This window comes from Streptomyces sp. NPDC107538 (assembly GCF_055657445.1).
Genome location: NZ_JBVKAY010000003.1, coordinates 310,322 through 336,800, shown reverse-complemented (window position 1 = coordinate 336,800; position 26,479 = coordinate 310,322). Strand labels below are relative to the sequence as shown.

The following is a 26,479-nucleotide window of genomic DNA, read 5'->3' as shown; positions in this document are numbered from 1 at the left end:
CATGATCATGCAAAGTCCCCTCGGTCGCGTCTGCGTGGTCAGGCGTCGCCGAGTTCCGTGCCGAGTTCTGTGAACAGGGTCAGCTGGAGGTCGCCGGGGGCTTCGAGGCGGGCGTTGAGCGAGTTCCAGGGCGTGCGGGTCGGCTCGGCGATCACCTCGGCGCCGGCCGCGGCCAGCTTCGCCGTGGTCGCGGCCGAGTCGTCCACCTCGAAGGCGACCCGGAGGTGCCCGGCCACGCGGCGGCCGACCTCCACCTCGTCGATGAACTCCGCGTGGGTCGGATCGGTGATCTCCAGCGTCGCCCGCCCCGCCTCCAGGATCGACACCCGCCCACCCTCGGACGAGAACGCCGCCCGCTCGGGAAGGCCCAGCACATCCCGGTAGAAGTGCAGCGCGGCGTCGTAGTCGGCGGCCGTGACGACCAGCCGGAGCTCACGGACGGCGGGTACGGGTGCGGGTGCGGGTGCTTCGGACACAACTGCTCCTGGATGACTGGGTGTTGGACGGCGAAACAGCGATTGTAAAGTCACGCCCATGAGCGAGGAGTGGCGCGAGTCGTGGCGCGACGACCGGATCGGCAGCGCGCTGCGGGGGACGAACCCGACCGTACTGCGCAGGCTCACGGCCGGGTTCGCGGTGATCGGGGACACGCAGTTCCTGCCCGGGTACTGCGTCCTGCTGGTGGACGACCCGGCGGTGGGCCGGCTGTCGGAGCTGCCGGGAGCCCGGCGGGCGGCGTTCCTCGCGGACATGGACCGGCTGGGCGAGGCCGTCGAGCGAGCCTGCGGGCGGCTGGACCCGGCGTTCCGGCGGGTGAACCTGGAGATCCTCGGCAACACGGACCCGTTTCTGCACGCACACGTCTGGCCGAGATACGCATGGGAACCGGCGGACCTGGTCGGCAGGCCGGTGTGGCTGTATTCCCGGGACCGGTGGAGCGATGGCCGGCACGCGCTCGGCCCGCACCACGACACCTTGCGCGAGGCGATCGCCGGGGAGCTGGACCGCCTCGCGGGGTGAGCGGGTGGAGCAGTAGTCCGGGTGCGGGCCCGGTGGGGGCTGGTCGCGCAGTTCCCCGCGCCCCTGAAGGGCCTGCGGCCCCTGCGGGCCGAAAAGCACGGGGCGCAGCCCCTGCTTTTCAGGGGCGCGGGGAACTGCGCGAGAAGCCCCACCGGACCCGCACCCGACAGACCGCCCCGCCCGCCACCCCTCCCGCGCCCACCCCTCAGACCACCCCCCGCGGCAAGGTAACCCCCGCCCCCGCCAGGCACCGCAGCGCCGCCGCGATGGAGTGGCAGTCGAAGAGGGCGGAGTGTTCGTCGCCCGGGGCGGGCCGGGGCAGGCCCAGGGTCTGCCAGAGGCGGCCCGAGTTGACGGCCACCGTGGCCGGGGCGACGGCGTTGAGCCACGGGCGGATGTTCACGAACCCCGGGGTGAGCGCGTTGTGCTTGATCTCCTCGCCCCGGGCCCGCGCCCAGCCGATGTTCTCGCCGAGGACGAGCATGTCGTTGCCGTAGGAGAGGACGGACCGCCCCTGACAGAACGCGAGGAACTCGCTCAGGGCCCGGGCCGGCGGCAGCCCGTCCCGGTCCACGGCCCGCTGCCCGATCCCGGTGAGGCGGGTGAAGAACGGCGAGAGCACCGGATTCACCACCGGCCGCACCAGCGCCTCGTACTCCTCGACGACCGCGTACTCCTCACTCACCCGCAACGCGCCGATCTGCACGATCTCCCGCAACTGGCCGGGTGCCGACCAGTCCCCTTCCATGGCCCCCGGCCAGGTCGTGAACTCCAGGTCGAAGATGACGAAGGTGGTGGCCAAGAGGCTGCGCTCCTGCGGTGCGAGGCGGCCGAAGCCGCCGGCGGACGCTTACGGGAACGTCCTACCCAGCAGACCGTCCGGCAGGACCCGCCCGGCGTCCGCCGCCGCGATCCCGGACTTCAGCTCCGCCCCGGCGGCCTCCGGAACACCCTCCGGGCACAGCCCCTCGGCGAGATGGACGTTGAGCGCCTCGTCGATCGGGCTCGGCTCCAGCGCCGTACCGTCCTCGTTCAGCCGCTGGTACTTCATCAGGTTCCAGCCCATGGAGAACTGGCGCTTCCCGTCCGCCCTGGTGAGGCTGATCGTGCCGGCGCCGAAGACCCCGCCGTCGTGGCCCCAGAACCGCCCGCAGCCGGGCAGTTCGAGGGTGTAGATGCCGAGGCCGTAGTCGATGGTGGCGGCCGGGTCGCCCCCCAGCGACACCGGGACCGTGCGCCGCATCTCGGCGAGGGACGCCCGGTTCACGAGGCCGCCGGTGAGCAGCTCGCGGTAGAAGCGGTTCAGGTCGTCGGTGGTGGAGACGATCGCGCCCGCGGTGTAGGCCCAGGACATGTCGTAGACGCTGTAGTCGCGGGGCGGATCGATCAGCCCGTAGAACGACTCGTACATCTTGGGGTGCGGGCCCTTGATGTACGGGGTGCGCGGGAACGAGGTGTCGTCCAGCCCGGCGCGGTCGATGACATGGCGGGTGATGTACGTGGACGCCTTCTGACCGGTGACCTTCTCCAGGATCAGCCCGGCGACGACGTAGTTGGTGTTGGAGTACGAGCCGGGCTGCGCGCCGGGGCTGCCGGTGGCGTCGGCGGCGAGGCCCAGCCGGACCAGCTCCCGGGGCGCGATCGAGCGGAAGCGGTGGTCGTCGAGGCTGGCGGTGGAGCCCTGCGCGAGGGAGGGGAAGGCGCCGACGACGTAGTCCCCGATGTGGCTGGTGTGGTTGAGGAGCATGCGTACGGTGATGGCGTCGCCGCGCTCCCGGCCGGCGCCCGTACCGCCGTCGAACAGCTCGGGGACGTACCGCGTGACCGGGGCGTCGAGGCTGATCCGGCCCCGCTCCACCTGCTGCATGACCGCCACCGCCGTGAACGTCTTGCTGATGCTCCCCACGCGGTGCCGCATGTCCGGGGTGACCTTCCGCCCGGTGTCCACGTCGGCCAGTCCGGCCGCGCCGGTCCAGCGCTCCCGGCCGTCGCGCACGGAGGAGTACGCGCCGTACATCCCCGCCTCGTGCAGCGCGCCGAGCGTGGCGCGCAGTTCCGCCCGGTCCAGGCCGGCCGGTGGGGCCGGGGCGGCCCCGGCGCCGGGCGCCGCCGTGACGAGCAGAAGTGTGGTGCCCAGAGCGGTGCCGACGAGATGCTTGATACGCACGGCTGGTTCCCCCTCGATCCTGATGTTCCCGATGGCCCCGGACGGTCAACTCCCGGGCCTTGTCAGGCGATTGTCACGAACGACGGGTGCGCCCTACATCCTTCCCGCGGACGATCACCATCACAGCGGGGCCATGACATCTGTCACGGCCCCGCGCACGGTGGTGACGGGTGGGGGAGTGTGGTGCGGAGTGGGTGTCAGAGACCGTAGCGGTACTTCATGTGCCGCCAGAAGTCCCGGAACATCCACTTGTCGAACTCGGTGATCTGCGCCGCGCTGCCCGCCTTCATCAGGAAGCAGCACTGGCCGGTCGGGGACCAGTCGTAGAAGTCGTCCAGGCCGAAGGTGTGGCCGACCTCGTGCAGGTAGATGTGAATGTTCTCCTGGCCCAGGGCGCCGGTGAAGTAGGAGCGGCCCATCCGCTGCCCCCAGTCGCCGCCGGCGCCGCCGCCGAAGCCCTCGGTGAGCCAGAGGGACTGGTCGTAGTGGCGGGCGGCGCCCCCGGGACAGCGGGAGTAGTTGCCGTCCTGGTGGAAGAAGCGCCCGCAGTCGGGGTTGCACTGCGGGGCTCCGGCGCCGTCGAGCATGTTGGTGTAGATGTCGACGGAGTTGTCGCTCCACTGGAGGGTGGAGCGGTTCTTGACCGCCCAGCCGACGATGTTGACGGGGACATTGGTGTACGGCCAGGCGTCGGTGCCCGTGCCGTTGTCGAGCATGGCGGCCATCCACTTGCCGAACTGCTTCTTCAGCGCGGCGTGGATCTGGTCGCGCAGGGCGGTGCTGACCGGCTGGTCCGACTCCCAGCGGACGCAGTAGTTGACGCTTCCGCGGTTGGCCATGATCTGGTCCCAGCCGTAGTTGCGGAAGCCGTAGAGGTTGCCGTAGGTGGACTCGACGTGGTTCCAGACCTCGTTGAGGGGCTGGACCAGGTTCGCGGGCGGGTTCCAGGCGGTCGGCGCGGCGGCCACGGACTCGGCCCCGGTCAGCGATTTCGCCTCAGTCAGCGATTTCGCCTCGGTCAGCGATGTCGCCTCGGTCAGCGATTTCGCCTCGGCCACCGCCCTGGCCACCGTCGCGGCGTCGGCCCGCGCCTGGGCGGCCCGGTCGTTCGCCGCCTGGGCGACGGACGGGGTGCTCAGACCGGGGGCGAGCAGTACGGCCAGGACGGCACCGAGGACGGTGAGCAGTCTCGCGATGCGGATGCGCTGGTTGCGGGTGCGCTTGTTGTGCATGGTGAACTCCCTTTGTGGGGGCGGGATTTCACGTGCTCTCACTTCACCTCTCCGTCGCCGCCGACCCCACCGAAGGTTGCCTCGACGGACCAACGGCCTCCTACTCGGCCTCCCCGAACCGCGCCAGCGCCACCCCACCCCCCACGCACCCCACGAACCCCACCACCGCCAGCCACCCGTACCCGTCCCGCGTCGAGTCGCCCAGCCAGGCCACGCCGAAGACGCCCGGCCAGACGGTCTCGCAGATCACCATCGCCGCCGTGGCCGCCGTCACCGAGCCGGACTGGAGGGCCTGGACGAGCAGGAGATAGCCGCCGAGACCGGAGACCACGACGGCGTACGCGGCCGGCTGGGCCGGGATGCCGAGCACGGTCACGCCCTCCGGCAGCAGCCGTACGGCGATCGCGGTGAGGCCGAAGCTCAGGCCCGCCGCCGCGCCCAGCACCACGGCCCGGCCCCGCCGCAACCGCCCGCCCACGACCCACCCGGCCGCCACCACCAGCACCGACGCGACCAGCACCGCCACCCGCAGCCCGAGGTCGCCGTGTCCGTCACCGGCGCGCCCGGCGGCCACCGCGAGCGTCGCGAGGCCCAGGCAGACGACGGCGACCGCGCTCCACTCGGCCCGCCGCAGCCGCAGCCCCAGGACGGCCGTACCGACCACCGCCGTGACCGCCAGCGACGAGGCCACCGCCGCCTCCACCAGGAACAGCGGCACCAGCCGCAGCGCCACCACCTGGGCGCCGAACCCGAGCGTGTCCAGTCCCGCCCCGGCGAGGAACGGCCAGCCGCGCAGCACCTCCACCACGGTCCGCCCCCGGCCGCGCGCGTCCCCGGCGGCCACGGCGCTCTCGGCTCCCCCGGCTCCCTCGGCTCCCTCGGCTCCCTCGGCGGCAGCCGTCCGCCGCGCGCCCAGCGCCTGCAGCACGGTCGCCGTCCCCATGCACACCGCCGCGCACAACGCCCACGCCACACCCGCCACCATGGGGTGCACCGTAGGGTGCCCGCCGGGCGGGATCACGCTCCGACCCACACGACCGCACAAAGTCCGACAGAGTTATTGATCCGGTTCTGTTCGAAGTCCTAGGGTGAGCCCGGATTTCAAGAGCCCGGATTTCAACAACATCGGACAACAACCGGACAGCAACCGGACAGCAACCGGACACCATCCGACGCTCCTCAGTGCCTGCACCCCCTGTCGTCCCTGTCATCGCGAGGAAGGCCCCGGCAATGCAGCACCCGCACCCGCACCCGCACCCGCACCCGCACCCGCACCCGCACCCGCCGCATGCGTACCCCGTAAGCCGCCGCCGTCTGCTGGAGGGCGGCGCCGCCCTCCTCGGCACCCTGGCCCTCACCGGCGGCGACGCCTTCGCGGCCCCCCGAAGCGAGACGGCCGCCGACGCCGGCCCCGAGTGGTCCGGCAACATGGCGCTCTTCCAGGTCGGCGCGGAGCCCCCGCACACCACCCTCATGCCGTACGCGGACGTCAGACAGGCCCTCACCGCCGACCGCACCCGCTCCCCGTACCGGCTGAGCCTCGACGGCAAGTGGAAGTTCGCTTACGTGGACCGGCCGGGCGACCGGGACGAGGACTTCTACAGGACGGACGTCGACGACAGCGACTGGGACACCATCCCGGTGCCGTCCAACTGGCAGCTGCACGGCTACGACTTCCCCATCTACATCAACATCACCTACCCGTGGTGGGGCCCCAACGGCCTCGGCGAGGAGGCCCAGCCGCCGACCGCGCCGACCCGCTACAACCCCGTCGGCCAGTACCGGCGCACCTTCCACCTCCCGAAGGACTGGACGGCCGGCGACCGCCGTACCTTCCTGCACTTCGAAGGCGTCAAGTCGGCCCACTACGTGTGGATCAACGGCACCCTCGTCGGCTACCACGAGGACTCGTACGACCCGGCCGAGTACGACATCACGGAGCACCTCAAGCCGGGCAGGAACCAGATCGCCGTCGAGGTCTACCGCTACTCGGACGGCGACTGGCTGGAGGACCAGGACATGATCCGGCTGAGCGGCATCTTCCGCTCGGTCTACCTCTACTCCACGCCCGCCGTGCACCTGCGCGACTTCAAGCTGGACACCCCGCTCGGCGACGACTACACGACCGCCGAGCTGTCGGTCACCGCGAGCGTGCGGGCGTACGCCGCCGGGCACGAGGGGTCGTACTCCGTCGAGACACAGCTCTACGACGCCAAGGGCCACGCCGTCTGGTCACGCCCCCTCGTCCAGTCCGTCGCCGTCGCCGCCTCCTCGACGGGCGAGGACGTGACCGTCCAGGCCGCCAAGTCCGTGCCCTCGCCCGAACTCTGGTCGGCCGAACACCCCACCCTCTACACGGCCGTGCTCCTGCTGCGCGACCCGCGCGGCAAGGTCGTCGAAACCCTCTCCCACCGCGTCGGCCTGCGCGAATTCGCCCTGCGGGACGGGCTGATGCGGATCAACGGGCAGCCGGTCTCCCTCCGCGGCACCAACCGGCACGAGATGCACCCCGACCGGGGCATGGCGCTCACCCGCGCCGACCTGGTCGAGGACATGGGGATCATCAAGCGCCTCAACATGAACTCCGTCCGCACCTCGCACTACCCCAACAACCCGCTCTGGTACGAACTGGCGGACGAGTACGGCCTCTACCTCGTCGACGAGACGAACCTCGAAACCCACGGCATCCGTGACCGCTACCCCGGGAACGCCCCCGACTGGACGAAGGCCTGTGTGGCCCGCGCCCAGGCCATGGTCCACCGCGACAAGAACCACGCCTCCGTCGTCCTGTGGTCCCTCGGCAACGAGGCCGGCGGCGGCTCCACCTTCGTCGCCATGCGCGACTGGATCGAGTCGTACGACCCGACCCGCGTCATCCAGTACGAGGGCGACGACCGGCCGACGATCAGCCAGATCCGCTCGGAGATGTACGACAGCCCGCAGCGGGTCGAGCAGCGGGCGAAGGACACCGCCGACACCCGGCCGTACGTGATGATCGAGTACTCGCACTCGATGGGGAACTCGACCGGCAACTTCAAGAAGTACTGGGACCTCATACGCCGCTATCCCGTCCTCCAGGGCGGCTGGATCTGGGACTTCGTCGACCAGTCGCTGACCTGGCCGGTGCCGAAGCTGAGGGTGTTCACGGACGGCGGCCCGAGCGGGCTGAAGGGCCAGCTCCTCACCGCCGCAGGAACGTTCAGCCGCGACAAGGGCCTCTCCGGCGCCACCGGCTTCACCCGCGACCCGGCGCTCGACCTCACCGGCTCGCTGACCCTGGAGGCCTGGGTCACCCCGCACGTCACCGGCGGCCACCAGCCACTCGTCGCCAAGGGCGACACGCAGTACGCGCTGAAGCAGACCGACCGGAGCGTCGAGTTCTTCATCTACGGCGGCGGCCAGTGGGTCAGCGTCAGCTGGGGCGTCCCGGCAGACGGCTGGACCGGCCGCGAACACCATGTCGCCGGTGTCTTCGACGCGGCGGCCGGCTCCCTCACCCTCTACGTCGACGGCGAGGTGAAGGCGACCCGCACGACCACCCGGCGCCCGTCCGTCAACACCGCGCCCCTCTCCCTCGGTACCGACACGGACAACCCGACGCGGGAGTTCAGCGGCACGATCCGGCGGGCCGGCGTGTACGCGCGCGCCCTGAGCGGGGCGGAGCTGGCCTCCGGGGGGCGCGGGCCCGGCGACGAGGGTGTGCGGTTCTGGTTCGACGCGGCGACGGTGGAGGTGGGGGAGAGGAAGCGGCAGGGCTTCGCGAAGGAACGTTCGTTTTTCGCGTACGGCGGTGACTGGGGCGACAACCCCAACGACGGCGCCTTCGTCGCGGACGGCATCGTCAAGGCCGACCGAGGCCACACCGGCAAGGCGGCCGAGGTCAAGCGCATCTACCAGGCGGTCCACGCGAAGCCGGCCACCGGGAACACCCTGACCTCCACGACGGTCACCCTCACCAACGAAAACCTCTTCACCAACCTCCGTGAATTCGACGGCAGTTGGACCCTGGTGGCGGACGGCAAGAAGATCCAGCAGGGCCGCCTCACCCGCGCCCAACTGGACGTCGGCCCCCTCTCCACCAAGGACATCACCGTCCCCTTCCGCCTCCCCTCCTCCCCCGCGCCCGGCACCGAGTACTTCCTCGAACTCTCCTTCACCACCAAGGACTCCACCCCCTGGGCGAAGTCCGGCTTCGAGGTGGCCCGGGAGCAGCTGCCGGTCGAGGCGGGCAGCCCGGCGGTGGGCCCCGTCCCCCTGGCGGACGTCCCGGAGCTGAAGTACGAGGAGAGCGACGACGCCGTCACGGTCACCGGCAAGGGCTACCCGGGCCGCTTCTCCGTGACCGTCGACAAGGCGAGCGGCACGATCACCTCGTACAAGGCGGGCGGCACCCGGCTGATCGACTCCGGCCCGGTGCCCAACTTCTGGCGGGCCCCCACCGACAACGACCACGGCAACGGACAGCACACCCGCAACCAGACCTGGCGGGACGCCGGTGCGAACCGCAAGGTCACGGGTGTGACCGTGCGGGCCCTCGGGGACCGTGCCGTGGAGGTCAAGGTCAGCGGCACGCTCCCGACGACCACCGAGTCCACCTACACGACCACCTACACGGTGTTCGGCAACGCCGAGATCAAGGTCGACAACACCCTGCACCCAGGTGCCTCCTCCCTTCCGTACATCCCGGAGGTGGGCACCCTGTTCCTGCTCAACCGCCGTCTGGAGCGCCTTCACTACTACGGACGCGGCCCCGAGGAGAACCACTGGGACCGCAACAACGGCACCGACGTGGGTCTCTACTCCGGTGACATCGCCGACCAGTGGTCCGGCTACATCCGCCCCCAGGAGAACGGCAACAAGACCGACGTCCGCTGGGCCGCCGTCACCGACCGCGACGGGGAGGGCCTGCTGGTCTCGGGCGACGGCCTGATCGAGATCAACGCCTCGTACTTCACCCCGGAGGACCTGTCGACGGGCCTCCGCCACGACTACCACCTCACCCCCCGCGACACCCCCGTGCTGCGCGTCAACCACCGCCAGATGGGCGTCGGCGGCGACAACAGCTGGGGCGCCCACACCCACGACGAGTACAAACTCTTCGCCAACCGCGACTACACATACACGTACCGCCTGCGCCCCCTGACGGACGTGGCCGACGCGACGGCGGCATCGCGCCGCCCGACGGCGACGGAGTAGCCGCACCCTGGAGGCCACGCCCGATCAGTGGTCTCGAAGCGTTGAGCAGGGCGTTCGGGGAGGCCGCACGGTGCTGCCTCCCCGAACGGGCGCCGGTCGAACGACGGTTGCGGTCCGCCGGACGTCAGCCGGGCGAGGACGGCCGACGCCATGCACGGACCCACAGGATGCTCGACGGGCCCGTCGTCCTCGAACCTCGTGTTCACCCCGTCCGCCCAGGAGAATCCCAGACGTCGGCGTCATCCAGATAGGGCAGCCGGAACTCCGCCGACCCGGTCACTTTCGCCTGCGACGGACTACCCGGTGCCGTGACGACGGCCTCACAGGCCGCCCTGCGGGTCGAGAAGCGGGTCGAGCTGAGTGAGCCCCCTACGTTGTGCGTCTCCTGTGACCACCTATGCGTCAACGATGAATCAAACAGAATTGTTGACGATTTTGCGAGCACCGCCGTACGTTCGCAAGCAGAAACGGGCAGACGACGCGAGCGAGGGAGTGGCACCGTGAAGCACAGGGCGGTCAGGCGCAGGAACGTGATCATGGGGCTCGGTGCCACCGCGGGAGTCGCGGCGGTCGGCGGCTTCGCCCTCAGCGCGCAGGCCTCCGGCAGCGGCTCCGCGAAGTCCTCGGGGTCCTCGAAGTCCGCTTCCGGCGCCCTCGCCTTCGACAAGGACGCCTACACCGAGCTGACGACGACGATCACGACCGACGACGGCGACGTGGAGGTGACGTACCACTTCTACAAGGCGATCACCTACGTCACGAAGCCGGTCGACGAGACGTACCAGTCGCTGAACGTGAGCGTGCCGGTCGAGATCGACGGGAAGACCGTCGACGCCACGAACGCGCCGATTCTCTTCGCGAATTCGGTCGGCGGCTACATGCCGTCGTCCGTGGCCGAGGCCACCGGCGTGGGCGGCGGCGGCATGACCGGGATGCCCGGCGGCGGGACCGGCGGCAGTACCGGCGGCGCCTCCCCGAGCGCCTCCGCCTCCGCCTCCGCCTCCGAAGGAACGGGCACCGGCGAGGTCGAGTCCGGCGGCAACGGCCAGCTCGACCAGCGCGGCCAGTCCGTCAGCAACGCGCAGCTCGCCCTGGCCGCCGGGTACGTCGTGGTCGAGCCGGGCGCGCGCGGCCGTACGCTCGTCGACGCGGACGGGACGTACTACGGCGTCGCGCCCGCCGCCATCGTGGACCTCAAGGCGGCCGTGCGGTACGTACGGTTCAACAAGGGCCGCATCCCCGGGAACACCGACCGCATCGTGTCGTCCGGCACGAGCGCCGGCGGCGCCCTGTCCGCGCTGCTCGGCGCCTCCGGCGACAGCCCGCTGTACGACCCGTACCTGAAGGAGATCGGCGCGGCCGACGCCTCCGACGCGATCTTCGCCAGCGGCGACTGGTGCCCGATCACCGATCTGGAGCACGCGGACATGGCGTACGAGTGGAACTGGGGCGCCAACAAGCTCAGTTCGGGCTCGCTCGTCGACCGTACGGTGTCCAAGGAGCTGACAGCGGCCTTCGCCGACTACCTGGCCTCGCTGAAGCTGAGGGCCAAGGGGCTGGGCGCGCTGACCGTACGCAACCTCGACGAGTACCTGGTGAAGACCTTCCTGGAGCCGTCCGCCACCAAGTACCTCGCCGCGCTCTCGGACGCGGACCGGACGGCGTACCTCGCGAGCAACACCTTCCTCACCTGGTCCGGCGGGAAGGCGACCCTGACCTGGGCGGACTTCCTCACCCACGTGGGCGCCCGCAAGAAGGACGCGCCCGCCTTCGACGCGTTCGACCTGTCCGCCGGTGAGAACAACCTGTTCGGCAAGGGCACCACCGAGGCCCGCCACTTCACCCTCTACAGCCTCCGCCACGAGGGCAGCGCGAGCGCGCGCCTCGACAGCGATCTGCCCGAGACGCTGAAGCTGATGAACCCGATGCCGTTCCTCGCCAAGGCCAACCCCGGGCGGGCCAGGCACTGGTGGATCCGCGTCGGCACCAAGGACAGCGACACCTCGCTCACCGTCGTCGGCAACCTCGCCGCGAAGCTGGAGAACCTCGGCGACGACGTCAACGCCTTCATGTACTGGGACGGCGGCCACGGTGCCAATGAGGACGCGGCCGATTTCATCCGGTGGATCGCGAAGGTGACCGGTCACAAGCGCTGACCTGGCCGTTCCCCTCGACTCGGCGCGTCTGTGTTCCCGTCATAAAACCTGACCGCCGTAGCGCGACGCCGAGCCCCACGCGGGCTCGGCGTCGTCGCTGTGTGACCGGTTCAAAAACCACCTCTGTCACACCCGTTGACTTCCGTCCCTCCCGGCTCTACTTTCGGCCAGCCGATACGTTCGGCGAGCCGATCCTTGTTCGAGATATCGACACCGGTCTTCAGATCTCCGGATCCCCGGATTCCCGGATCCCCCAGATATCCATCGTAGGAGCCGCATGTACCCCCCTCCCCGCGCCAACTCCCGCACTCTCAGGAGTCGTTGCAGATCCGCCGCCGTACGCGCCCTCGCCCTCGCGACGACCGCGACGGCCGCGCTGCTGTTCGCCCAGCCGACCACCGGGCCGGCCGCACCCGCCACCGAGATCGACGCCGCGCCGGTGGCCGTGACGGACCGTCAAATACTCGTCCCCGAGGCCCCGATGGGCTGGGCCTCCTGGAACGCGTTCGCCGCGAAGGTCGACTACAACGTCATCAAGAAGCAGGTGGACGCGTTCGTCGCGGCCGGGCTGCCCGAGGCCGGCTACGAGTACATCAACATCGACGAGGGCTGGTGGCAGGGCACCCGCGACAGCGCGGGCAACATCACCATCGACGAGGCCGAGTGGCCCGGCGGCATGAAGGCCATCGCCGACTACATCCACAGCAAGGGCCTGAAGGCGGGCATCTACACCGACGCCGGCAAGGACGGCTGCGGCTACTACTTCCCCACCGGCCGCCCCGCCGCGCCCGGCAGTGGCAGTGAGGGCCACTACGTCCAGGACATGACCCAGTTCTCGAAGTGGGGCTTCGACTTCGTGAAGGTCGACTGGTGCGGCGGCGACGCCGAGGGCCTCGACCCGAAGACGACCTACCAGGCGGTCAGCGACGCCGTGGCCACCGCGAGCGCCACCACCGGCCGCCCCCTCGCCCTCTCCCTGTGCAACTGGGGCTACTCCAACCCCTGGAACTGGGCACCGGGCATGGGCCCGATGTGGCGGACGAACACGGACATCTTCTACCACGGCCAGACCTTCACGTACGGCAACGTACTGACGGCCCACGACCGGAACCTGCACCCCACGGCCCAGCACACCGGCTACGTCAACGACCCCGACATGCTGATGGTCGGCATGGGTCTCACCGCCGCCCAGGACCGCACCCACATGAACCTGTGGGCGATCTCCGGCGCCCCGCTGCTCGCCGGCAACGACCTCACCACCATGACCACGGACACGGCGAACATCCTCAAGAACCCCGAGGTCATCGCCGTCGACCAGGACCCGCGCGGCCTCCAGGGCGTCAAGGTCGCCGAGGACGCCACCGGCCTCCAGGTGTACGGCAAGGTCCTCTCCGGCAGCGGCAACCGCGCGGTCGTCCTGCTCAACCGCAGCTCCACCACGCAGAACATGACGGTCCGCTGGTCCGACCTCGGCCTGACGAACGCGGCGGCGACGGTCCGGGACCTCTGGACCCGCACGAACGTCGGTACACCCGGCACGAGTTACACCACCAGCGTCCCGGCGGGCACCTCGGTCATGCTCACCGTCAAGGGCGGCACCGAGCAGACGGCGAGCACCTACAACGGCACCGCGAGCTTCTCCGGCGTCGTCGCCGGCAGCACCGGCCTGAAGACGGTCGACGTCTCCTACACCAACAACACCTCCACGGCCCGCGTCGGCACCCTCACCGTCAACGGCCAGACCTCGACGAAGGTCTCCTTCCCGCCGACCGGCTCCTCCCCCGGCAACATCTCCGTGGCCGTGTCCCTGACCAAGGGCAGCGCCAACACGATCGCGTTCACCGGCGCCCCCACCCTCGAAGGCATCGTCGTACGCCCCCTCCCCGGCACCAACGGCACACTGATCACCGGCACGGGCTCCGGCCGCTGCGCCGACATCAACGACAACACCATCACCAACGGCACCGACGCCCAGCTGTGGGACTGCTCCGGCGGCCAGAACCAGTCCTGGACGGCCACCGCCCGCAAGGAACTCGTCGTCTACGGCAACAAGTGCCTGGACGCCTGGGACCGCGGCACCTCCAACGGCACCCGCGTCGTCATCTGGGACTGCCACGGCGGCACCAACCAGCAGTGGAACGTGAACAGCGACGGCACGATCGTCAACGTCAACTCCGGTCTCTGCCTGGACGCTTACGGCGCCGCCACCGCCAACGGCACCAAGCTCGTCCTGTGGTCCTGCAACGGCCAGAACAACCAGAAGTGGAGCCTGACGTGAGCGACATGACCAGCAGACCCGGCCTCTCCCGCCGCATGTTCCTCGGCACGGCCGCGACCGTACCGCTGGCCGCGACCGGCGTGCTCACCCTGGGCGCCGGCACCGCCCACGCCGCCGACTCGGCGTACGCGATGGTCTACTTCACCGAGTCGAACACCATGCTGGAGGCGAACTACGGCCTCCACCTGGCCATCAGCCAGGACGGCCTCAACTGGACCCCGCTGAACCAGAACGCCCCCCTGGTCACCCCGACCCAGGGCGCCGGCGGCCTCCGCGACCCGTTCCTGATGCGCAAGCAGGACGGCACGTTCGTCGTCCTGGCGACGGACCTCAAGGGCACCGACTGGACGTACAACAGCACGTACATCCACGTCTGGGACTCCACCGACCTGCGGACCTTCACCGGCTACCGGCGGCTGAAGCTGCACGACATGACCAGCACCCACAGCTGGGCGCCGGAGGCCTACTGGGACGCCTCGCGCGGCCAGTACGGCATCCTCTACTCCTCGGTGAACAGCAGCGGCCACAACGTCATCATGGTCAGCTACACCACCGACTTCGTGACGTCGTCCAACCCCCAGGTCTTCTTCGACCCCGGCTACGACATCATCGACGGCAACCTCACCATCGGCGTCAACGGGTTCAACTACCTCTACTACAAGGTCAACCAGACCCTGGTGGGCGCCCGCTCGACGACCCTCAACCCCGGCAGCTTCACCCCGTTCAGCACGGCGGCGTCGCACGGAGGCACGGAGGCGCCGACGGTGGTGAAGTCCCTGACGTCCAGCTCCTGGTACCTCTGGGGAGACACCTACACCCCGAACGGCGTCTTCTACGTCTGGCAGTCCAGCGACCTGGCCGCCGGCACCTGGACCGCCCTCGACCAGAAGCTCTACACCCAGCCGCTCAACTCCAAGCACTGCGGCATCCACCCGATCACGTCGACCGAGTACAGCAACCTGCTGGCCAAGTGGGGCGCGCCGGCCTGGAACCGCCTCAAGTCGTACAACTACCCGGCCCGTTACGTCCGCCACAGCGGTTACGTCGGCCGGATCGACGAGTACCCCTTCGACCCGTACCCCGACTCCCAGTGGAAGCTGGTCCCGGGCCTCGCGGACTCCTCGGCGGTGTCCTTCCAGTCGGTGAACTACCCGACCCGCTACCTCCGCCACTACAACTACGCGCTCCGCCTGGACGAGAACGACGGCACGTCGACGTACGCCGCCGACGCCACGTTCACCCGGGTCGCCGGTCTCGCCGACTCCACGTGGTCGTCCTTCCGCTCGTACAACAACCCGACCCGCTACATCCGCCACAGCGGGTTCGCGCTGCGGATCGACCCGATCTCGACGGCGACGGAGCGGGCGGACGCGACGTTCCGGGTGGGGTACTGAGGCTCGCTACTAAGGTCGGGGCCCCGTTGCTCGGGGCCCCGACCCATGCCCATGTCATGCCTGCGGAACGGCCCGCAGGTGGCGCCGCTCGGCGATCTCCTCCGCGCTGAGCACGGTCAGCAGCGGGGTACCGGGCGGCGCGAACATGGTCACCACCAGCTCCGACCGCGCGTCCGCGAGATTGTTGGCGCCCTGGTAGTGGACGACGTCACCCCCGGGCTCGAACACGGCGTCCCCGGCCTTGAGCACCCGCGGCAGCTGCCCCTCCAGCTCGAACAGGATCTCGCCCTCGGTCACGTACCCGAAGAGCGGCCCGGGGTGCCGGTGGGGCGGCGCGCCCGGGTCCCCCGGCGGCAGCGTGACCCGAACACACCTGGCCTCGGAGTCGGCGGGAATCAGCGCGGAGGCCTCCGGCAGGGTCGTGATCACCTCGATGCCGGGCGGCAGGTGTGCGTGCTGAGCGTTCATGTGTTTCTCCCACTTGTCCGAACAGGAACTGTCCGCAGGGAAGACAGAGCGGTCGCCCCTTCTGTGACAGCCGAACCTTTCGGCGCCCTCCCACGTCTCAGTACCGATCGCACGGCGAACGGGAACAGACGTGCCGAGACGACCGGAGGAGAACCGGAGGAGCGCATGAAGAGCCGAACGCGAGCCAGGGCCGGTACGGCATCGGCGGCGGTGGGAGCCCTGCTCACACTCGTCGGCGTGCAGGGATCGGCGGCGGACGCCCAGACCGTGGAGGCCGTCTCGACCCCGTCGAGGACCTGCCACGGCACCCAGCCGCAGGGCAGCCTCGCCGGAACCGCCCGGGACGGCTTCCCGGAGGAGACCCCACTCGACCGCACCCTCGCCTACGCGGACAGCCTGGCCACCGGCCGTTACGCCACCATCTACACGGGCATGGTCCTGGACGACGAGACGGCCACCCTCGACGTCTACCGCATCCCCTCCGCCCCCTTCGACAAGACCGTCTGCGAGTCCGCCGAGAAGGGCGTGACCGTACGCCTCCACGACCGCGACATCAACGAGAAGGACCTCAACACCCTCCTCGACCTCATCAGCGAGGACATGCACCGCTGGGACGGCACCTTCGACATGCGCGAGGCCGGCCTGGACGGCACCGGCTTCCTCCACATCGGCGTCGACGACCCCGCCACCGCCGAACCCATCCTCCGCGAGGCCCTGGGCGCCCGAAACGCGAAGTACCTCCGCGTCGAGTACGCACCCCAGGCCCACTTGCTCTGAGCCTGGATGCAACACCCCTGAAGATCCGCTATAGTTGATCACGAGCCGCTCACCGGAGAATCAAACCCCCGGAAGCCCTCAATGCGTTGGTGGTCCAAGGAAAGACGCCCCGCTTCCTGCGGGGAAATGCAGGTGCAAGGCCTGCCCGGCGCTCCAACAAACACGAGCCCCGCTTCGCGTCACGCGAAGCGGGGCTCGTGCGTTGCCTGAGACGCACTCGATTCATTCGAACAGATTCGAACAAGATGGTATCGCCAGAGATACTATCTCCAGCGATACCACCTCTGGCGATACCATCCGCCGGGCCAGGCCTAGACCGTGTGCCGCTGCCGAGCCAGCAGCAGAGCACCTCCGGCCACCACCGCTCCTGCGGCCAGGAAGCCGCCGTTGGAACGCCATGACAGCACGGACCACCGTGACTGGGCGGAGAACAGGGACCCCGTACTCAGCCAGGACCCGGTCGAGATCAGGGACAGGGACGAGCCGATCGATCCCACCGACAGGGCACTCCCGATCGACCCAATCGACAGGGCGGACCCCACGGACCCGATGGACAGCACCGAACCGACCGACCCGATCGACAACACGGAGTCCTGCGACCACAACGACAGCGCCGAACCGGAGGAATCGGAGGAACCGCAGGAAGAGGCACGACGCACGGACAGTAAGGACGGCTTCGTCATCGCCTTCGTCTTCGTCATGAGGCCATCCTGCCCACAATCCCCCGTGCCGTGCTCCCCGAACGTTCCCGGCCCGCCCGGCGTCTCAGGGAGACCATCCCGGAAGGGGGCCACCACCATGCCGACAACCGCGACCGTACGACTCCGTCACCGTCACCGCGCTCTGGGCGCCGCCGCAACCACGATCACCGGGACGTTGATGTGGGCGCTCGCCGGATGCGGGGAGGAGTCGGCGGCAACGGCCACGAACCCGTCCCCCGCCTGGCAAGAACCCTCCGCCTACACCTACGCCCTCAACTCAAGCGAAGGTGAGCGCTCCCTGATCGGCACCTTCGAGGTGACGGTCCGGGACGGAAAGGTCGTGAAGGCAACCGGGCTCGACGAGAGCGGACGCCGGGCGGTGGAGCGGGGCTCGACCGAAGTCCCCACGATCGCGGAGCTGTTGAAGCAGGCGGAGTCGGCCCAGAAGGAGGGCGCGGATGTGGTGGATGTCGAGTACGCGAACGACGGCCGCCCGACCCACATCTCCATCGACTGGGAGCAGAACGCGATCGACGACGAGGAGGCGTACGCCCTCAGCGACTACGAGGAACTCGGCTGACTCAGATCCCGGATCGTCCCGCCCACCTTGACCTTCAGCTTCTTCAGCACGTCCGGCTTGGCGGAGACGGCCCAGCGCGGCCCGACCAGATACTTGCCGCCATACATGGAGGCGGACTCCAGCCAGACTTCCTTCAACTCGTCCTTGGGGAAGGTCGTGATGAGGTAATCCCCGTCCCCGGTCTGACACACCCCCTCGCGCAACTCCTCCGCCTCGGTCCGAATCTTCACCTCGCACCCGGTGAGTTCGGCGATCACCTCGACCTTGGCCGGCGCGACGACAGCGGAGACGGGGCTGGACTCATCACTCGCCTTGCCCGATGCCTTGGCGTCCTCACCGCCCCCACTGCACGCCGCCATCAGGGGCAGGACAGCCAGGCTCACGACCAGCGCGACGCCACGCGACAGCTTCCTCACCATGCCCTGATCTCCGTCCGCGTTCTCCGTACCGAGTGCACTCGACAAGAGATACGCACAACGACGGCGGAACACTCAATCCGGACGCCACGGCAACACCTGCCCGCCGTCTGCTGCGAAATACCCAGCCGGGCGGCAACCTCCGCCACCGCCGCACCCGTCGGCACCGCAAACACAGCCCGGTATCTCTGCTCGACAACCGACAACTCCATCAGCGCCAATCACGGCCGCTGTCAACCATCAGCTGGGACATCTGTCCGTCGCAGCTGTGGTTGACAGCGGTCAGCGGTGGGTTCTGTGCAAATGCGGCGTTGACCTGTCACGATCAAGCCGTGGTCAACCTGTCGAAGATCGCAGATCGCCTGGACTTCATCATGGACCTGATGGGTCCGGTGATCGGCGTCCTAATGCTGGCAGTGGGCATCCAGACCTACCGCGACGGTGGATCTGTGGGTTGGCCCCTGGCGGGAGCGGCGCTACTCGTGATCAATCTCTTGGTGGCTTGGCGCCGACTCTCCGGGCGCAGGCGCCCGGATGCCTCGCCGTAGCGACGCTACCCGGCCGCCCTGCTCGCTCAAGCATGACCCACAGCCACCCGACGCCCCCGAGGCAGACCCGTGCTCAGGCTCTCCACGGCCAGGAGCCGGTCGAGCTGGGCGAGCATGAGCGCCGGGGTCCCCGGCCAGGTCCGCAACACGGCTTCCGTCAACACGAACGCCGACTCCCGCCCCGGCTCGTACAACACGCTCTGCCGCTCGACACGGGCAGCAACAGCCTTACCAACAGCCTCAGGTGCCGAGTTCGGCGCACTTTCTCTACTGGTTCAAGGCGGCTCGCTCCGCTCCCCGCGCGCGCGACCCGGCCCCCGGCCGGGCCTGCACTCCAGTCTCCGCCCCGCTCCAGCCCGGCCGGCGCCCGTGCCGCGCGCACAGCAATCAGCCGCTTGCCGTTAGAAACGGGGTACATCGTGGCTGGGGCGGTCGACCCTCTAATTAGGATCAGGCACTGCGAATGACAACACGGAAATCAGCCGCTTAACGGTAAGGAGATCACCTTCCGCTTGACATTGGGAAAATACGACGGACGCCTTCTCTAGACTATCAATCGCCTCCACAGGGCGCTCATGAATTCCGTAAAGCCTGCCGAGATTAGCATAGGCGTAGCCAGCGTCAATCATAGAACCAAAGGCGGATAGGACATCCAAGGACTCGCGAAAGTCAGCAGCGGCTCGTTCAAAGTCTCCAAGATCCGTATAGAGCAGGCCGCGCTGGTTGAGTGCCCGAGCCGTACCGACGGCATCATCGACAGATTCATGGATAGCCAGAGAATCGTTGATTGCATCGAGAGCTTCGCCCAAATCACCGTTGGCTCGAAGAGCGTTTGACAGATTAATCAGAGTATGTCCCGCTACGCCTAGCAAATTGAGCTCTCTCAAAAGCCCGGAAGCCCTCTTTTGAGCTGCCACAGCCTCGCCAAAGCGCCCCATTTCCAGGAGTGTACTGCCCATATGCGAAAGGGCGCGAGCTTCACTCTCGGTTGCGTCGAATTCCCTGAAAAGACGAACAGATTCCCGGTGCAACTGAATTGCTTCCTCTGCATTTCCCAACTCGCGAAGTGCACTAGCGGAATTATCCGAAGCTCTGGCAAAACCTAGACTGTCTCGCCGCTCAGCAAATAGCGCCGCCGCCTCCGAGTGAGCATCCAAGGCGCCCTGAAAATCGCGGCCCTGGAAAAGCGCATTGCCCATATTGTCAAGGTACCGGGCCAGCCTATCCCTGTCTCCCATTTCTCGCGCGATACTCACAGCCTCACGATGATATGAGATAGCGGAGGGAATCTGATGAAGTTCTCGACACGCCATTCCAAGGCTATTTAGGGCATTAGCCTCAAAATCTAAATTTCCGATACCTCTGAGGATGGTGAGTGACGCCTCCATGGCGTCTTTCCAATCATTAAACAAACGTCGAATATCCAAGTACCTTGCAAGCCTATGCGGAATCTCGGCAGCGTACCAAAATAGTCCAGGCTGATTGGCGCTCACGCGCACGGTGGCAATCAAGTTTCGATACTCTGAGTCAAACCACTCAAGAGCATCTTCACGAGATGCGAATAAGCCTCCGCCTCCTTTCACTGCGCCTCCAAGTACGCCGGTGGCCTCTCGTGAACATTTCAGGTAAAAATCGAAAAGGCGCAAAACGGCGTCCTCTTGTCCTGGAATTTCTTCCCCCTCTTCGAGGGCATAGAGCCTGACAAGATCGTGTAGCCGCCAGCGGCCCCAAGTAGGCCCCTGCACAACCAAGTGGGCCCGACTAAGGCCCAGTAGAATCTCCTCCACCTCACGCTCTGATGTGTCTGTCAAACGGGCGGCTGCCGCCGTTGATATATCAACGCCCGGGCTAAAAGAAATGAACCCGAGTGCTCGCTTTTCGGGTTCGGTCAGGAGCGCATACGACAAGTCGAAGGCGGCTCGGACGGCCTTTTCTTCTCGATGCAAAGCGTCTATTCGACTGTGGGCGCTCTTTAAAGAGTCCACGAGAGAGATGATTGGACGCATGGGAGAGTCTGCGAGTATGGCCGCGCATATTTGCAAGGCAAGCGGCAAATATCCGCATAGCCGCGACAACTCGTGCGCGCTCTGTATCTCCCGATCAATCCTCGTGTCCTCTACGCCCCGCGCGACCCCCAATGCATTCCGCAGCAAATCGACAGAGGAGTCAGAGTCGAGCTCTTGCAGTTCGTGTATGCGAGCGCCGATATTTAGCGTGTGGCGGGATGTAACAAGGGTTACATTGACACTATCTGAAGGAAGCAAGGGGCTAACCTGATCAACGGAGGAAGCATTGTCAATCAAGACGAGTATAGGACATGCTGCTTCAGCGTAGGCCGCCAGAATTGACCGGTAGAGTCTAATTCTGTTCTGGAGATCTCCTGGAATAACTTCTTCAGGTACACCTATAGCCTGCAGGAGGCTAACCAGTGCTTGCTCCTGGGAAAGGCGACGCTGTTCGTCATATCCAAACAGGTCTATGAATAGAACACCGCCAGGAAAGCAGCCTCTGCGTAGAACCTGATATGCGACTTGGCTAATAAGCTCTGTCTTGCCGACACCTCCCAATCCAGACACTAGATGAACCACGCTTCTTGTAGCGCATTCACTAGCGGGTTCAATCTCGCCCAATAGGGCATCGACATGCTCGTCCCTGCCAGTAAATACAGGGGATCTACCAGGCAGGCCAGCAAGAGCTGGCTGAATCGCCCTGGGCAATTGTAGAGTGATGTCTCGACCTTGAATCACCGCATGGAAAAATAGCCCATCACGGATTTCATTAGAGGTCATGCCGGAATCCCCTGTACCCACTCCTTGACGACCCGTTACCGCCCGCTAGTTTTGACTTGGCCCATTGAAGTTGATTCCAGAGAAATCGCGCCCCTGCAAGACCGGGCCATTCTGGGATCCGCCGCTGATGGTGTTGTTTGTTTCTCCGTCGCCCGTGCGCAAGGCTTGGGCTTGTTGATGCCATTGCAGCAAGCCAGCACGGAAAGACTCGTCGCGTTCAGCTCGTCGTGTCAGGGCTTCGCTGAGGGTTTGCGCCCGGTCCAAATCATTTGGCGATTCCGTAAAGAGGGCGAGCTCAGATTCTCCATGATTTGAGGATATGGCGTCCGGTTGAGCTGTCGCGTCTCCGGGCCTGCTCCGCACTAGCCCGGTCAATCCTGCCCAAAGTTGCCTCCCTGCCTCTCCTGCGGCCCCAGTCGCGATTGCTACGAGGAGCCCCGCCGAGATCGGATCCATGTGCTTCCTCCTGTCGAAGACGGAAATGTCATGGTCCCAGAACACCCAGCTCGATGGAGCGAAACCCTCAGAACGGTGTGGTGCACATGGTTACAGTAGGTAGCAACAGGCCGGGGCACAGGGGGACCAGAACCCGCACCACAAGCGCACCAGATCGAGCGGGGAACCACGGTAGAGGCATTAGCGCCACATGAGTCCGCAACACCACCGTTCGCCCAGGTCAGCCCCCGAACCAGCCGCAAATGCCCACAGCTTCCCAAGCTGAGGGCTCAGACACCGTCGTTACGGGACGGCCGTCTCCGCTTGCTCTGGTCGACGGCAGCGGCAGCGTGGCGGAGGCCGGTGGGGGTACGGCGAGGCACACGCGCGCCTGGTCGGCCGACGCGCCCGCCGTCGTGGCTGACTGTCGTCGGCTCAGCTTCGTGCCAACTGTCGTGCCAGATGCAGCGGTCAGCCACGGTCAACGAGGGTGTCTGAAGGTCGAGTTGCTGGCCATCTCGCCAGGCATCGAAGCCCCAGGTCACCGGCCTTAGGTGCGCCACGGGCGAGCCCGTTTCTGTCCTGGCCGGCAGCGGGCGAATGGCAAGGCAGAGACCCTTGCGGCAGCATGGAAAGAGGACGCCTCTTCAGCTCAGGACGATGTCAGGAGCTACGCATGACCACAAACGACCGAGTCCAGCACAAGGATGACGCCGCATTCTTCGACGAGGTGAAGGCGGTCTCGGAACGGTACCCAGAAGCCAAACTCAGGTATGCCATCGCGAACCTGGCGCTTGAGAACGAGATGGGGATCGATTACGACCGGCAGGTCGGGGTCTCCCGCATCGAGGATGGTCGGATCATCAAACGTTTCGTGGACCGTGACGACCCGATTCTGGCGAGAATGCGGCTCTGCACCTTGCGTGACATACACGGCAAGTGCCTCGACTGGATAGAAGCCCCGGAATGATGGGGTAGTTCGCTGCCTCCGCGTGCACGACCACCGCCGAGAGCGGCGAGCCACACCGGCAGACGCCGGGTTCTGTGGAACCCGCCCGGCCGTGAGCCTTGCCACGGTGCTGGACTATTCGTGGACTGAGCTGGCTCGGTCCACCGTGCGCAGCGAGGTCACCCCAACGACCCGACCTGTCAGTACACCGGAAGATCAATGGAGTGCTGGTGAGCCAGGCGCTCCTGCGCAGGGGGAGCGTTGTTGTCGTATGGTCAGCGGTCTGTGAGTACTTGCACTACAACGGTGACTACTGAGGTCAGCAATCCCAAGACCGCCACTGCAACCTGCCTTCGGCGCTCGGATTGATCTGCGCCTGCAGCATGACGCTGCTGAAAGTCGCCGTTGCTTAGAGATGCCACAGCAACAATGGTCGGATCGGCGCCATCAACGAGAGCCGTGTACGTGACTGTTTGGCGTCTGTGCAACGTCCCGGGAGTAAGGATGAGCTTTGTTCCGCTGGCTGTTGCAGGGACGACGCGTTGCGACGAAGGGGAGGATGACTGAGCGAGCACGTCGACGAACGTGGCACTGGATGTGAACTCGATGGGCTGGCCGCCAAAGTGGGGAGCTTCAAGATCGCGGTTGCCAGCGTTCGTCAGCTTCAGTTCTAGTACGTGCGGACGACTCAGGGTAGTTCCACCGTGACTGACCGCTAGCGCACCGTGGCCAACGCCGTGCAGAAGAGGCTTCACTTCGGCCTCCCACCGCACCCTACGCCTAGGCACTGCAGTTCGCCATGCGAGCCAGCCTACGTAAAGCGTGGCCAGCACTCCCAGAGCGGCCGCAACAGAGCCCAGTGCAGTCCAGAAGGTCTCACTCGGTGCAGCGGTGGTCATCATGAATCGCGTTTATAGCAGGAGCAGCGCCGCGTATGCAGTCATCTGGCAGTGCAACTCGGCTGGTGATGGGGGTCATTGCTCAACGGCTTCTCCCCCCTGGAGTGAGCCGACCAGACCAGGTGGTGACTGCCATCCTGGTCGGCGGCCGAGTACTGCATGCTGGAAGGGCCGCCCGTCGTCTCAGTCTCCGTCTCATTCAGCGCGGTTCACGGCCGTTCACCCCGGACCCACAGCCGCCCAGGCGCCGACGGGCAGCCCTTGATGAACGCAGGTGAACGCCCCGGCACCCAATCCAACACCCCACCACCACAGTTGGAAAGCCTGCTTTGAGGGAACTCTGCCTTCCTCAGGCTGATCGGTGATGGTCGTGATCAACGCCTATGCGTACCGTCGTCGCGATCAGGGGCACCGTCACAGCCGCCTGGAGAGGTCAGCCGAGGTAGGGGTGATCACGGTGCTCCAGGAAGTGGCGGATTCGGAGGCGCTGTGTGTGGTGCATCGGTAGTTGAGCGATCTCTTCCGGCTGGACGAAGGCCAGCTCCGTGGACTCGTCCGAGATCGTCAGGCGGCCGCCGATCACACCGGCGGTGAAGCAGATGTTGAACTGTCTGCGGACCTCGCCGTCCGAGTAGGCGATCACGTGGCGCGGGTCGGTGTACGTGCCTACGAGTCCGGTGATTTCTACGTCCAGACCCGTTTCTTCCTTGACCTCGCGGATGGCTGTTCCGGGGAGTGAGTCGGTCATCTCCATGCCGCCGCCAGGGAGTGCCCAGAGGTCGTTGTCCCGTCGGCGCTGGAGGAGGATGCGTCCTTCGTCGTCGGTGACCACCGCGGATGCGGCGACGACCAAGCTGTTGGGCTTGGGGGCGTCTGGATCGTCGTAGTACTCGGTCCGTGCCATGGTCACCCTTCTCGGACCGGTGTCGCGGTCGCCCACACCGCGGCGAAGCTGTCAGCGTACGTGTCGAACATGCCGCCTGCCTCAGTTCGGCGTAGGTGCCAGACAGGGGCAGCGTAGGCGTTCACGCCCCAGACGTGGGCGTTGACCAGTGCATGATCATCGGCTCGGTAGATGGAGTTGTAGAGCGTGGTGGCGTGAGTCCGTACCTCGATGCCAGGTACCCCGGCCAGGGGGCGGTAGTGCATGAGGGCGAGTCGGCAGCGGGACTCGATGCCGTGACCGAACTTCTCTTCCGTGCCGCGCTGTTGGACATTCGCGCTGTCTGGGTCACCGATCGCGATACGGACCGCGCAACCGTCGGCAGCTCGCTCTCGCAGCAGGTCGTTGAGTCGCGGGTACGCCTCGTGCAAGAAGACGGCGGCGTACACCAGCACGTCGATCTGCTCGCGAGCCTGGGTCAACATGTCCACGAAGGTGGAGACGGGGATGTCCGCCCGCTGGTCGTAGAGAGCCACGAGTTCCGGGCTGATGGCGCGGGCGGGGCGGGCCTGCCGGAGCGCGGGCCATAGCGCGTGCACGTCCTCTCCCAGCGTTTCCGCTGCCAGCATGGCCGTGGCACGACGCGGGGTACGGCCCAGGTTGACCCATCGTTCGACGGACTTGGGATCGACTTCGGCCTTGTCCGCGAGGGCGCTGTACGTCCAACCGCCGGCCGCCATAGCAGCACGTAGCCTCTCGTTCGGCATCCCAATCTCCCCTACCCGCGAGGACGGCACTAGGGACGTTCTACCCGACGCGGGACGTCCCGAAGTGGGGTTTGGCGGTGGTTCCCACGTCCTGATGAGCGGCGGGATGCTCAGTGCATGGCGAGCAACCAGCAGGCCAGACCGGGCATCGGTGAACTGGCCAAGGACAGTGCCAGGGACCGCATCGGCATCGTCATGGGTGAGGTCGGCGGCCGGGTGCAGATACGGCCGGTCGGTGGGGGCACGGAGTGGGATGCCCTGCCGAAGAACGTGACGGCACCGAGTGCGCGGGAGGAACTGAGCGCACGCCTCGCCATCAAGAACGGCAACAGCCGGTATGGGCTGTGATTCGCGCCATCTGCCGATGCGAGGCACTCGGCTGAGGCACGAGACCAAGTCCCGCCAAGTTTCCTCGTAAACGGTCGAACATCAGGCGTACCGCTCCCGGAGAACGCTCACTCGTCGACGCTGTCGTCGCCTTCCGCAGACGGCGGCGTGGGCGGCTGTTCGACGACGAAGGAGCCCTTCCCGCGCACGGTCACCACGAGGCCGCGTTCGCGGAGTTCCTGGGTGGCGCGGCGGGCGGTGAGGCGGGCGACGCCGTATTCGTCGGCGAGGTGGTTCTCGGAGGGGATGGGTCGATCGGGGGCGAGTTCTCCCGACGCGATCTTGCGCTCGACGATGTCGGCCAGCTGGACGTAGAGCGGTCGCGCGCTCATGGGGTCCAGGGGCTTCTGCTCAGACTCCTCTGTATCGCTCATATGTCCAACGTAGAGAGTCGCTGCCGTACCCATTCGGGTGGATCCCTCTCCACTTGTATACAG

22 protein-coding genes and 1 pseudogene are annotated in these 26,479 nt (G+C 67.1%); 10 read left to right on the top strand and 13 right to left on the bottom strand.

Going from position 1 to position 26,479, the window contains the following annotated elements; translation table 11 throughout:
- Positions 1 to 38: 38 nt before the first annotated feature.
- A complete protein-coding gene (locus ACZ7MG_RS11975) occupies positions 39 to 476 on the bottom strand; it encodes a VOC family protein (RefSeq protein WP_471382272.1) in 438 nt (145 codons plus the stop codon).
- A gap of 58 nt (positions 477 to 534) precedes the next feature.
- Between ACZ7MG_RS11975 and ACZ7MG_RS11970 the strand changes: the two genes are divergently transcribed.
- Complete coding sequence (locus tag ACZ7MG_RS11970) at positions 535 to 1,020, top strand: HIT family protein (protein ID WP_471382274.1); 486 nt, start codon at positions 535 to 537, stop codon at positions 1,018 to 1,020.
- A 205-nt stretch (positions 1,021 to 1,225) separates the two neighbouring features.
- Here the strand turns inward: ACZ7MG_RS11970 and ACZ7MG_RS11965 are convergent, their stop codons facing one another.
- From ACZ7MG_RS11965 to ACZ7MG_RS11950, 4 genes are all read right to left on the bottom strand, one after another.
- The gene (locus ACZ7MG_RS11965; protein WP_471382276.1) at positions 1,226 to 1,822 is read right to left on the bottom strand and encodes an exonuclease domain-containing protein; all 597 of its coding nucleotides are present in this window, start codon (positions 1,820 to 1,822) and stop codon (positions 1,226 to 1,228) included.
- A gap of 48 nt (positions 1,823 to 1,870) precedes the next feature.
- A complete protein-coding gene (locus ACZ7MG_RS11960) occupies positions 1,871 to 3,187 on the bottom strand; it encodes a serine hydrolase domain-containing protein (RefSeq protein WP_471382277.1) in 1,317 nt (438 codons plus the stop codon).
- 197 nt (positions 3,188 to 3,384) lie between these two features.
- Positions 3,385 to 4,419 carry a hypothetical protein gene (locus tag ACZ7MG_RS11955; protein WP_471382279.1) on the bottom strand — a complete coding sequence of 345 codons (1,035 nt, stop codon included), beginning with the start codon at positions 4,417 to 4,419 and terminating at the stop codon, positions 3,385 to 3,387.
- Positions 4,420 to 4,519: 100 nt separating this feature from the next.
- The gene (locus ACZ7MG_RS11950) at positions 4,520 to 5,404 is read right to left on the bottom strand and encodes a DMT family protein (protein WP_471382280.1); all 885 of its coding nucleotides are present in this window, start codon (positions 5,402 to 5,404) and stop codon (positions 4,520 to 4,522) included.
- 245 nt (positions 5,405 to 5,649) lie between these two features.
- On the opposite strand from ACZ7MG_RS11950, the gene ACZ7MG_RS11945 reads away from it, so the two are divergent.
- The 4 genes from ACZ7MG_RS11945 (at position 5,650) to ACZ7MG_RS11930 (ending at position 15,443) form a co-directional block, all read left to right on the top strand.
- Positions 5,650 to 9,615 carry a glycoside hydrolase family 2 TIM barrel-domain containing protein gene (locus ACZ7MG_RS11945; protein ID WP_471382281.1) on the top strand — a complete coding sequence of 1,322 codons (3,966 nt, stop codon included), beginning with the start codon at positions 5,650 to 5,652 and terminating at the stop codon, positions 9,613 to 9,615.
- Positions 9,616 to 10,151: 536 nt separating this feature from the next.
- Positions 10,152 to 11,771: a subtype B tannase gene (locus ACZ7MG_RS11940; RefSeq protein ID WP_471382282.1), complete on the top strand. Its 1,620-nt coding sequence runs from the start codon at positions 10,152 to 10,154 to the stop codon at positions 11,769 to 11,771.
- A 277-nt stretch (positions 11,772 to 12,048) separates the two neighbouring features.
- Positions 12,049 to 14,049 carry an RICIN domain-containing protein gene (locus tag ACZ7MG_RS11935; protein ID WP_471382284.1) on the top strand — a complete coding sequence of 667 codons (2,001 nt, stop codon included), beginning with the start codon at positions 12,049 to 12,051 and terminating at the stop codon, positions 14,047 to 14,049.
- Between the two features lie 5 nt (positions 14,050 to 14,054).
- Positions 14,055 to 15,443 carry a glycoside hydrolase family 43 protein gene (locus tag ACZ7MG_RS11930; RefSeq protein ID WP_471382954.1) on the top strand — a complete coding sequence of 463 codons (1,389 nt, stop codon included), beginning with the start codon at positions 14,055 to 14,057 and terminating at the stop codon, positions 15,441 to 15,443.
- Positions 15,444 to 15,497: 54 nt separating this feature from the next.
- Here the strand turns inward: ACZ7MG_RS11930 and ACZ7MG_RS11925 are convergent, their stop codons facing one another.
- Entirely contained in the window at positions 15,498 to 15,911 is a 414-nt protein-coding gene (locus tag ACZ7MG_RS11925) for a cupin domain-containing protein (RefSeq protein ID WP_471382286.1), read from the bottom strand.
- 165 nt (positions 15,912 to 16,076) lie between these two features.
- On the opposite strand from ACZ7MG_RS11925, the gene ACZ7MG_RS11920 reads away from it, so the two are divergent.
- Positions 16,077 to 16,688: a hypothetical protein gene (locus ACZ7MG_RS11920; RefSeq protein WP_471382288.1), complete on the top strand. Its 612-nt coding sequence runs from the start codon at positions 16,077 to 16,079 to the stop codon at positions 16,686 to 16,688.
- A gap of 311 nt (positions 16,689 to 16,999) precedes the next feature.
- Here ACZ7MG_RS11920 and ACZ7MG_RS11915 read toward each other — a convergent pair whose 3' ends face one another.
- Positions 17,000 to 17,371: a hypothetical protein gene (locus ACZ7MG_RS11915; protein WP_471382956.1), complete on the bottom strand. Its 372-nt coding sequence runs from the start codon at positions 17,369 to 17,371 to the stop codon at positions 17,000 to 17,002.
- Between the two features lie 115 nt (positions 17,372 to 17,486).
- Between ACZ7MG_RS11915 and ACZ7MG_RS11910 the strand changes: the two genes are divergently transcribed.
- A complete protein-coding gene (locus ACZ7MG_RS11910) occupies positions 17,487 to 17,969 on the top strand; it encodes a DUF6174 domain-containing protein (RefSeq protein ID WP_471382290.1) in 483 nt (160 codons plus the stop codon).
- Here ACZ7MG_RS11910 and ACZ7MG_RS11905 read toward each other — a convergent pair.
- On the bottom strand, positions 17,951 to 18,388 hold the full coding sequence (locus ACZ7MG_RS11905; RefSeq protein ID WP_471382291.1) for a hypothetical protein: 438 nt from the start codon (positions 18,386 to 18,388) through the stop codon (positions 17,951 to 17,953). The genes ACZ7MG_RS11910 and ACZ7MG_RS11905 overlap by 19 nt on opposite strands.
- A gap of 32 nt (positions 18,389 to 18,420) precedes the next feature.
- Between ACZ7MG_RS11905 and ACZ7MG_RS11900 the strand changes: the two genes are divergently transcribed.
- Positions 18,421 to 18,933, top strand: coding sequence for a hypothetical protein (locus tag ACZ7MG_RS11900; RefSeq protein WP_471383006.1), 513 nt, complete (start codon positions 18,421 to 18,423; stop codon positions 18,931 to 18,933).
- 68 nt (positions 18,934 to 19,001) lie between these two features.
- On the opposite strand, the pseudogene ACZ7MG_RS11895 reads toward ACZ7MG_RS11900, so the two are convergent.
- Positions 19,002 to 19,196 (bottom strand): annotated as a pseudogene (locus ACZ7MG_RS11895) (Scr1 family TA system antitoxin-like transcriptional regulator); the annotation flags it as partial.
- Between the two features lie 177 nt (positions 19,197 to 19,373).
- Positions 19,374 to 21,722, bottom strand: coding sequence for an ATP-binding protein (locus ACZ7MG_RS11890; RefSeq protein WP_471382292.1), 2,349 nt, complete (start codon positions 21,720 to 21,722; stop codon positions 19,374 to 19,376).
- Between the two features lie 1,111 nt (positions 21,723 to 22,833).
- Here ACZ7MG_RS11890 and ACZ7MG_RS11885 point away from each other — a divergent pair.
- On the top strand, positions 22,834 to 23,127 hold the full coding sequence (locus ACZ7MG_RS11885) for a hypothetical protein (RefSeq protein WP_471382294.1): 294 nt from the start codon (positions 22,834 to 22,836) through the stop codon (positions 23,125 to 23,127).
- A 1,311-nt stretch (positions 23,128 to 24,438) separates the two neighbouring features.
- Here the strand turns inward: ACZ7MG_RS11885 and ACZ7MG_RS11880 are convergent.
- Both ACZ7MG_RS11880 and ACZ7MG_RS11875 read right to left on the bottom strand, forming a co-directional pair.
- Positions 24,439 to 24,909, bottom strand: coding sequence for an NUDIX domain-containing protein (locus tag ACZ7MG_RS11880; RefSeq protein ID WP_471382296.1), 471 nt, complete (start codon positions 24,907 to 24,909; stop codon positions 24,439 to 24,441).
- A gap of 2 nt (positions 24,910 to 24,911) precedes the next feature.
- Positions 24,912 to 25,655, bottom strand: a complete 744-nt coding sequence (locus tag ACZ7MG_RS11875; protein ID WP_471382298.1) for an XRE family transcriptional regulator — start codon at positions 25,653 to 25,655, stop codon at positions 24,912 to 24,914.
- 117 nt (positions 25,656 to 25,772) lie between these two features.
- Between ACZ7MG_RS11875 and ACZ7MG_RS11870 the strand changes: the two genes are divergently transcribed.
- Positions 25,773 to 26,003, top strand: a complete 231-nt coding sequence (locus tag ACZ7MG_RS11870) for a hypothetical protein (RefSeq protein ID WP_471382300.1) — start codon at positions 25,773 to 25,775, stop codon at positions 26,001 to 26,003.
- Between the two features lie 107 nt (positions 26,004 to 26,110).
- Here the strand turns inward: ACZ7MG_RS11870 and ACZ7MG_RS11865 are convergent, their stop codons facing one another.
- Positions 26,111 to 26,416, bottom strand: a complete 306-nt coding sequence (locus ACZ7MG_RS11865) for a GntR family transcriptional regulator (RefSeq protein ID WP_471382302.1) — start codon at positions 26,414 to 26,416, stop codon at positions 26,111 to 26,113.
- Positions 26,417 to 26,479 lie beyond the last annotated feature (63 nt).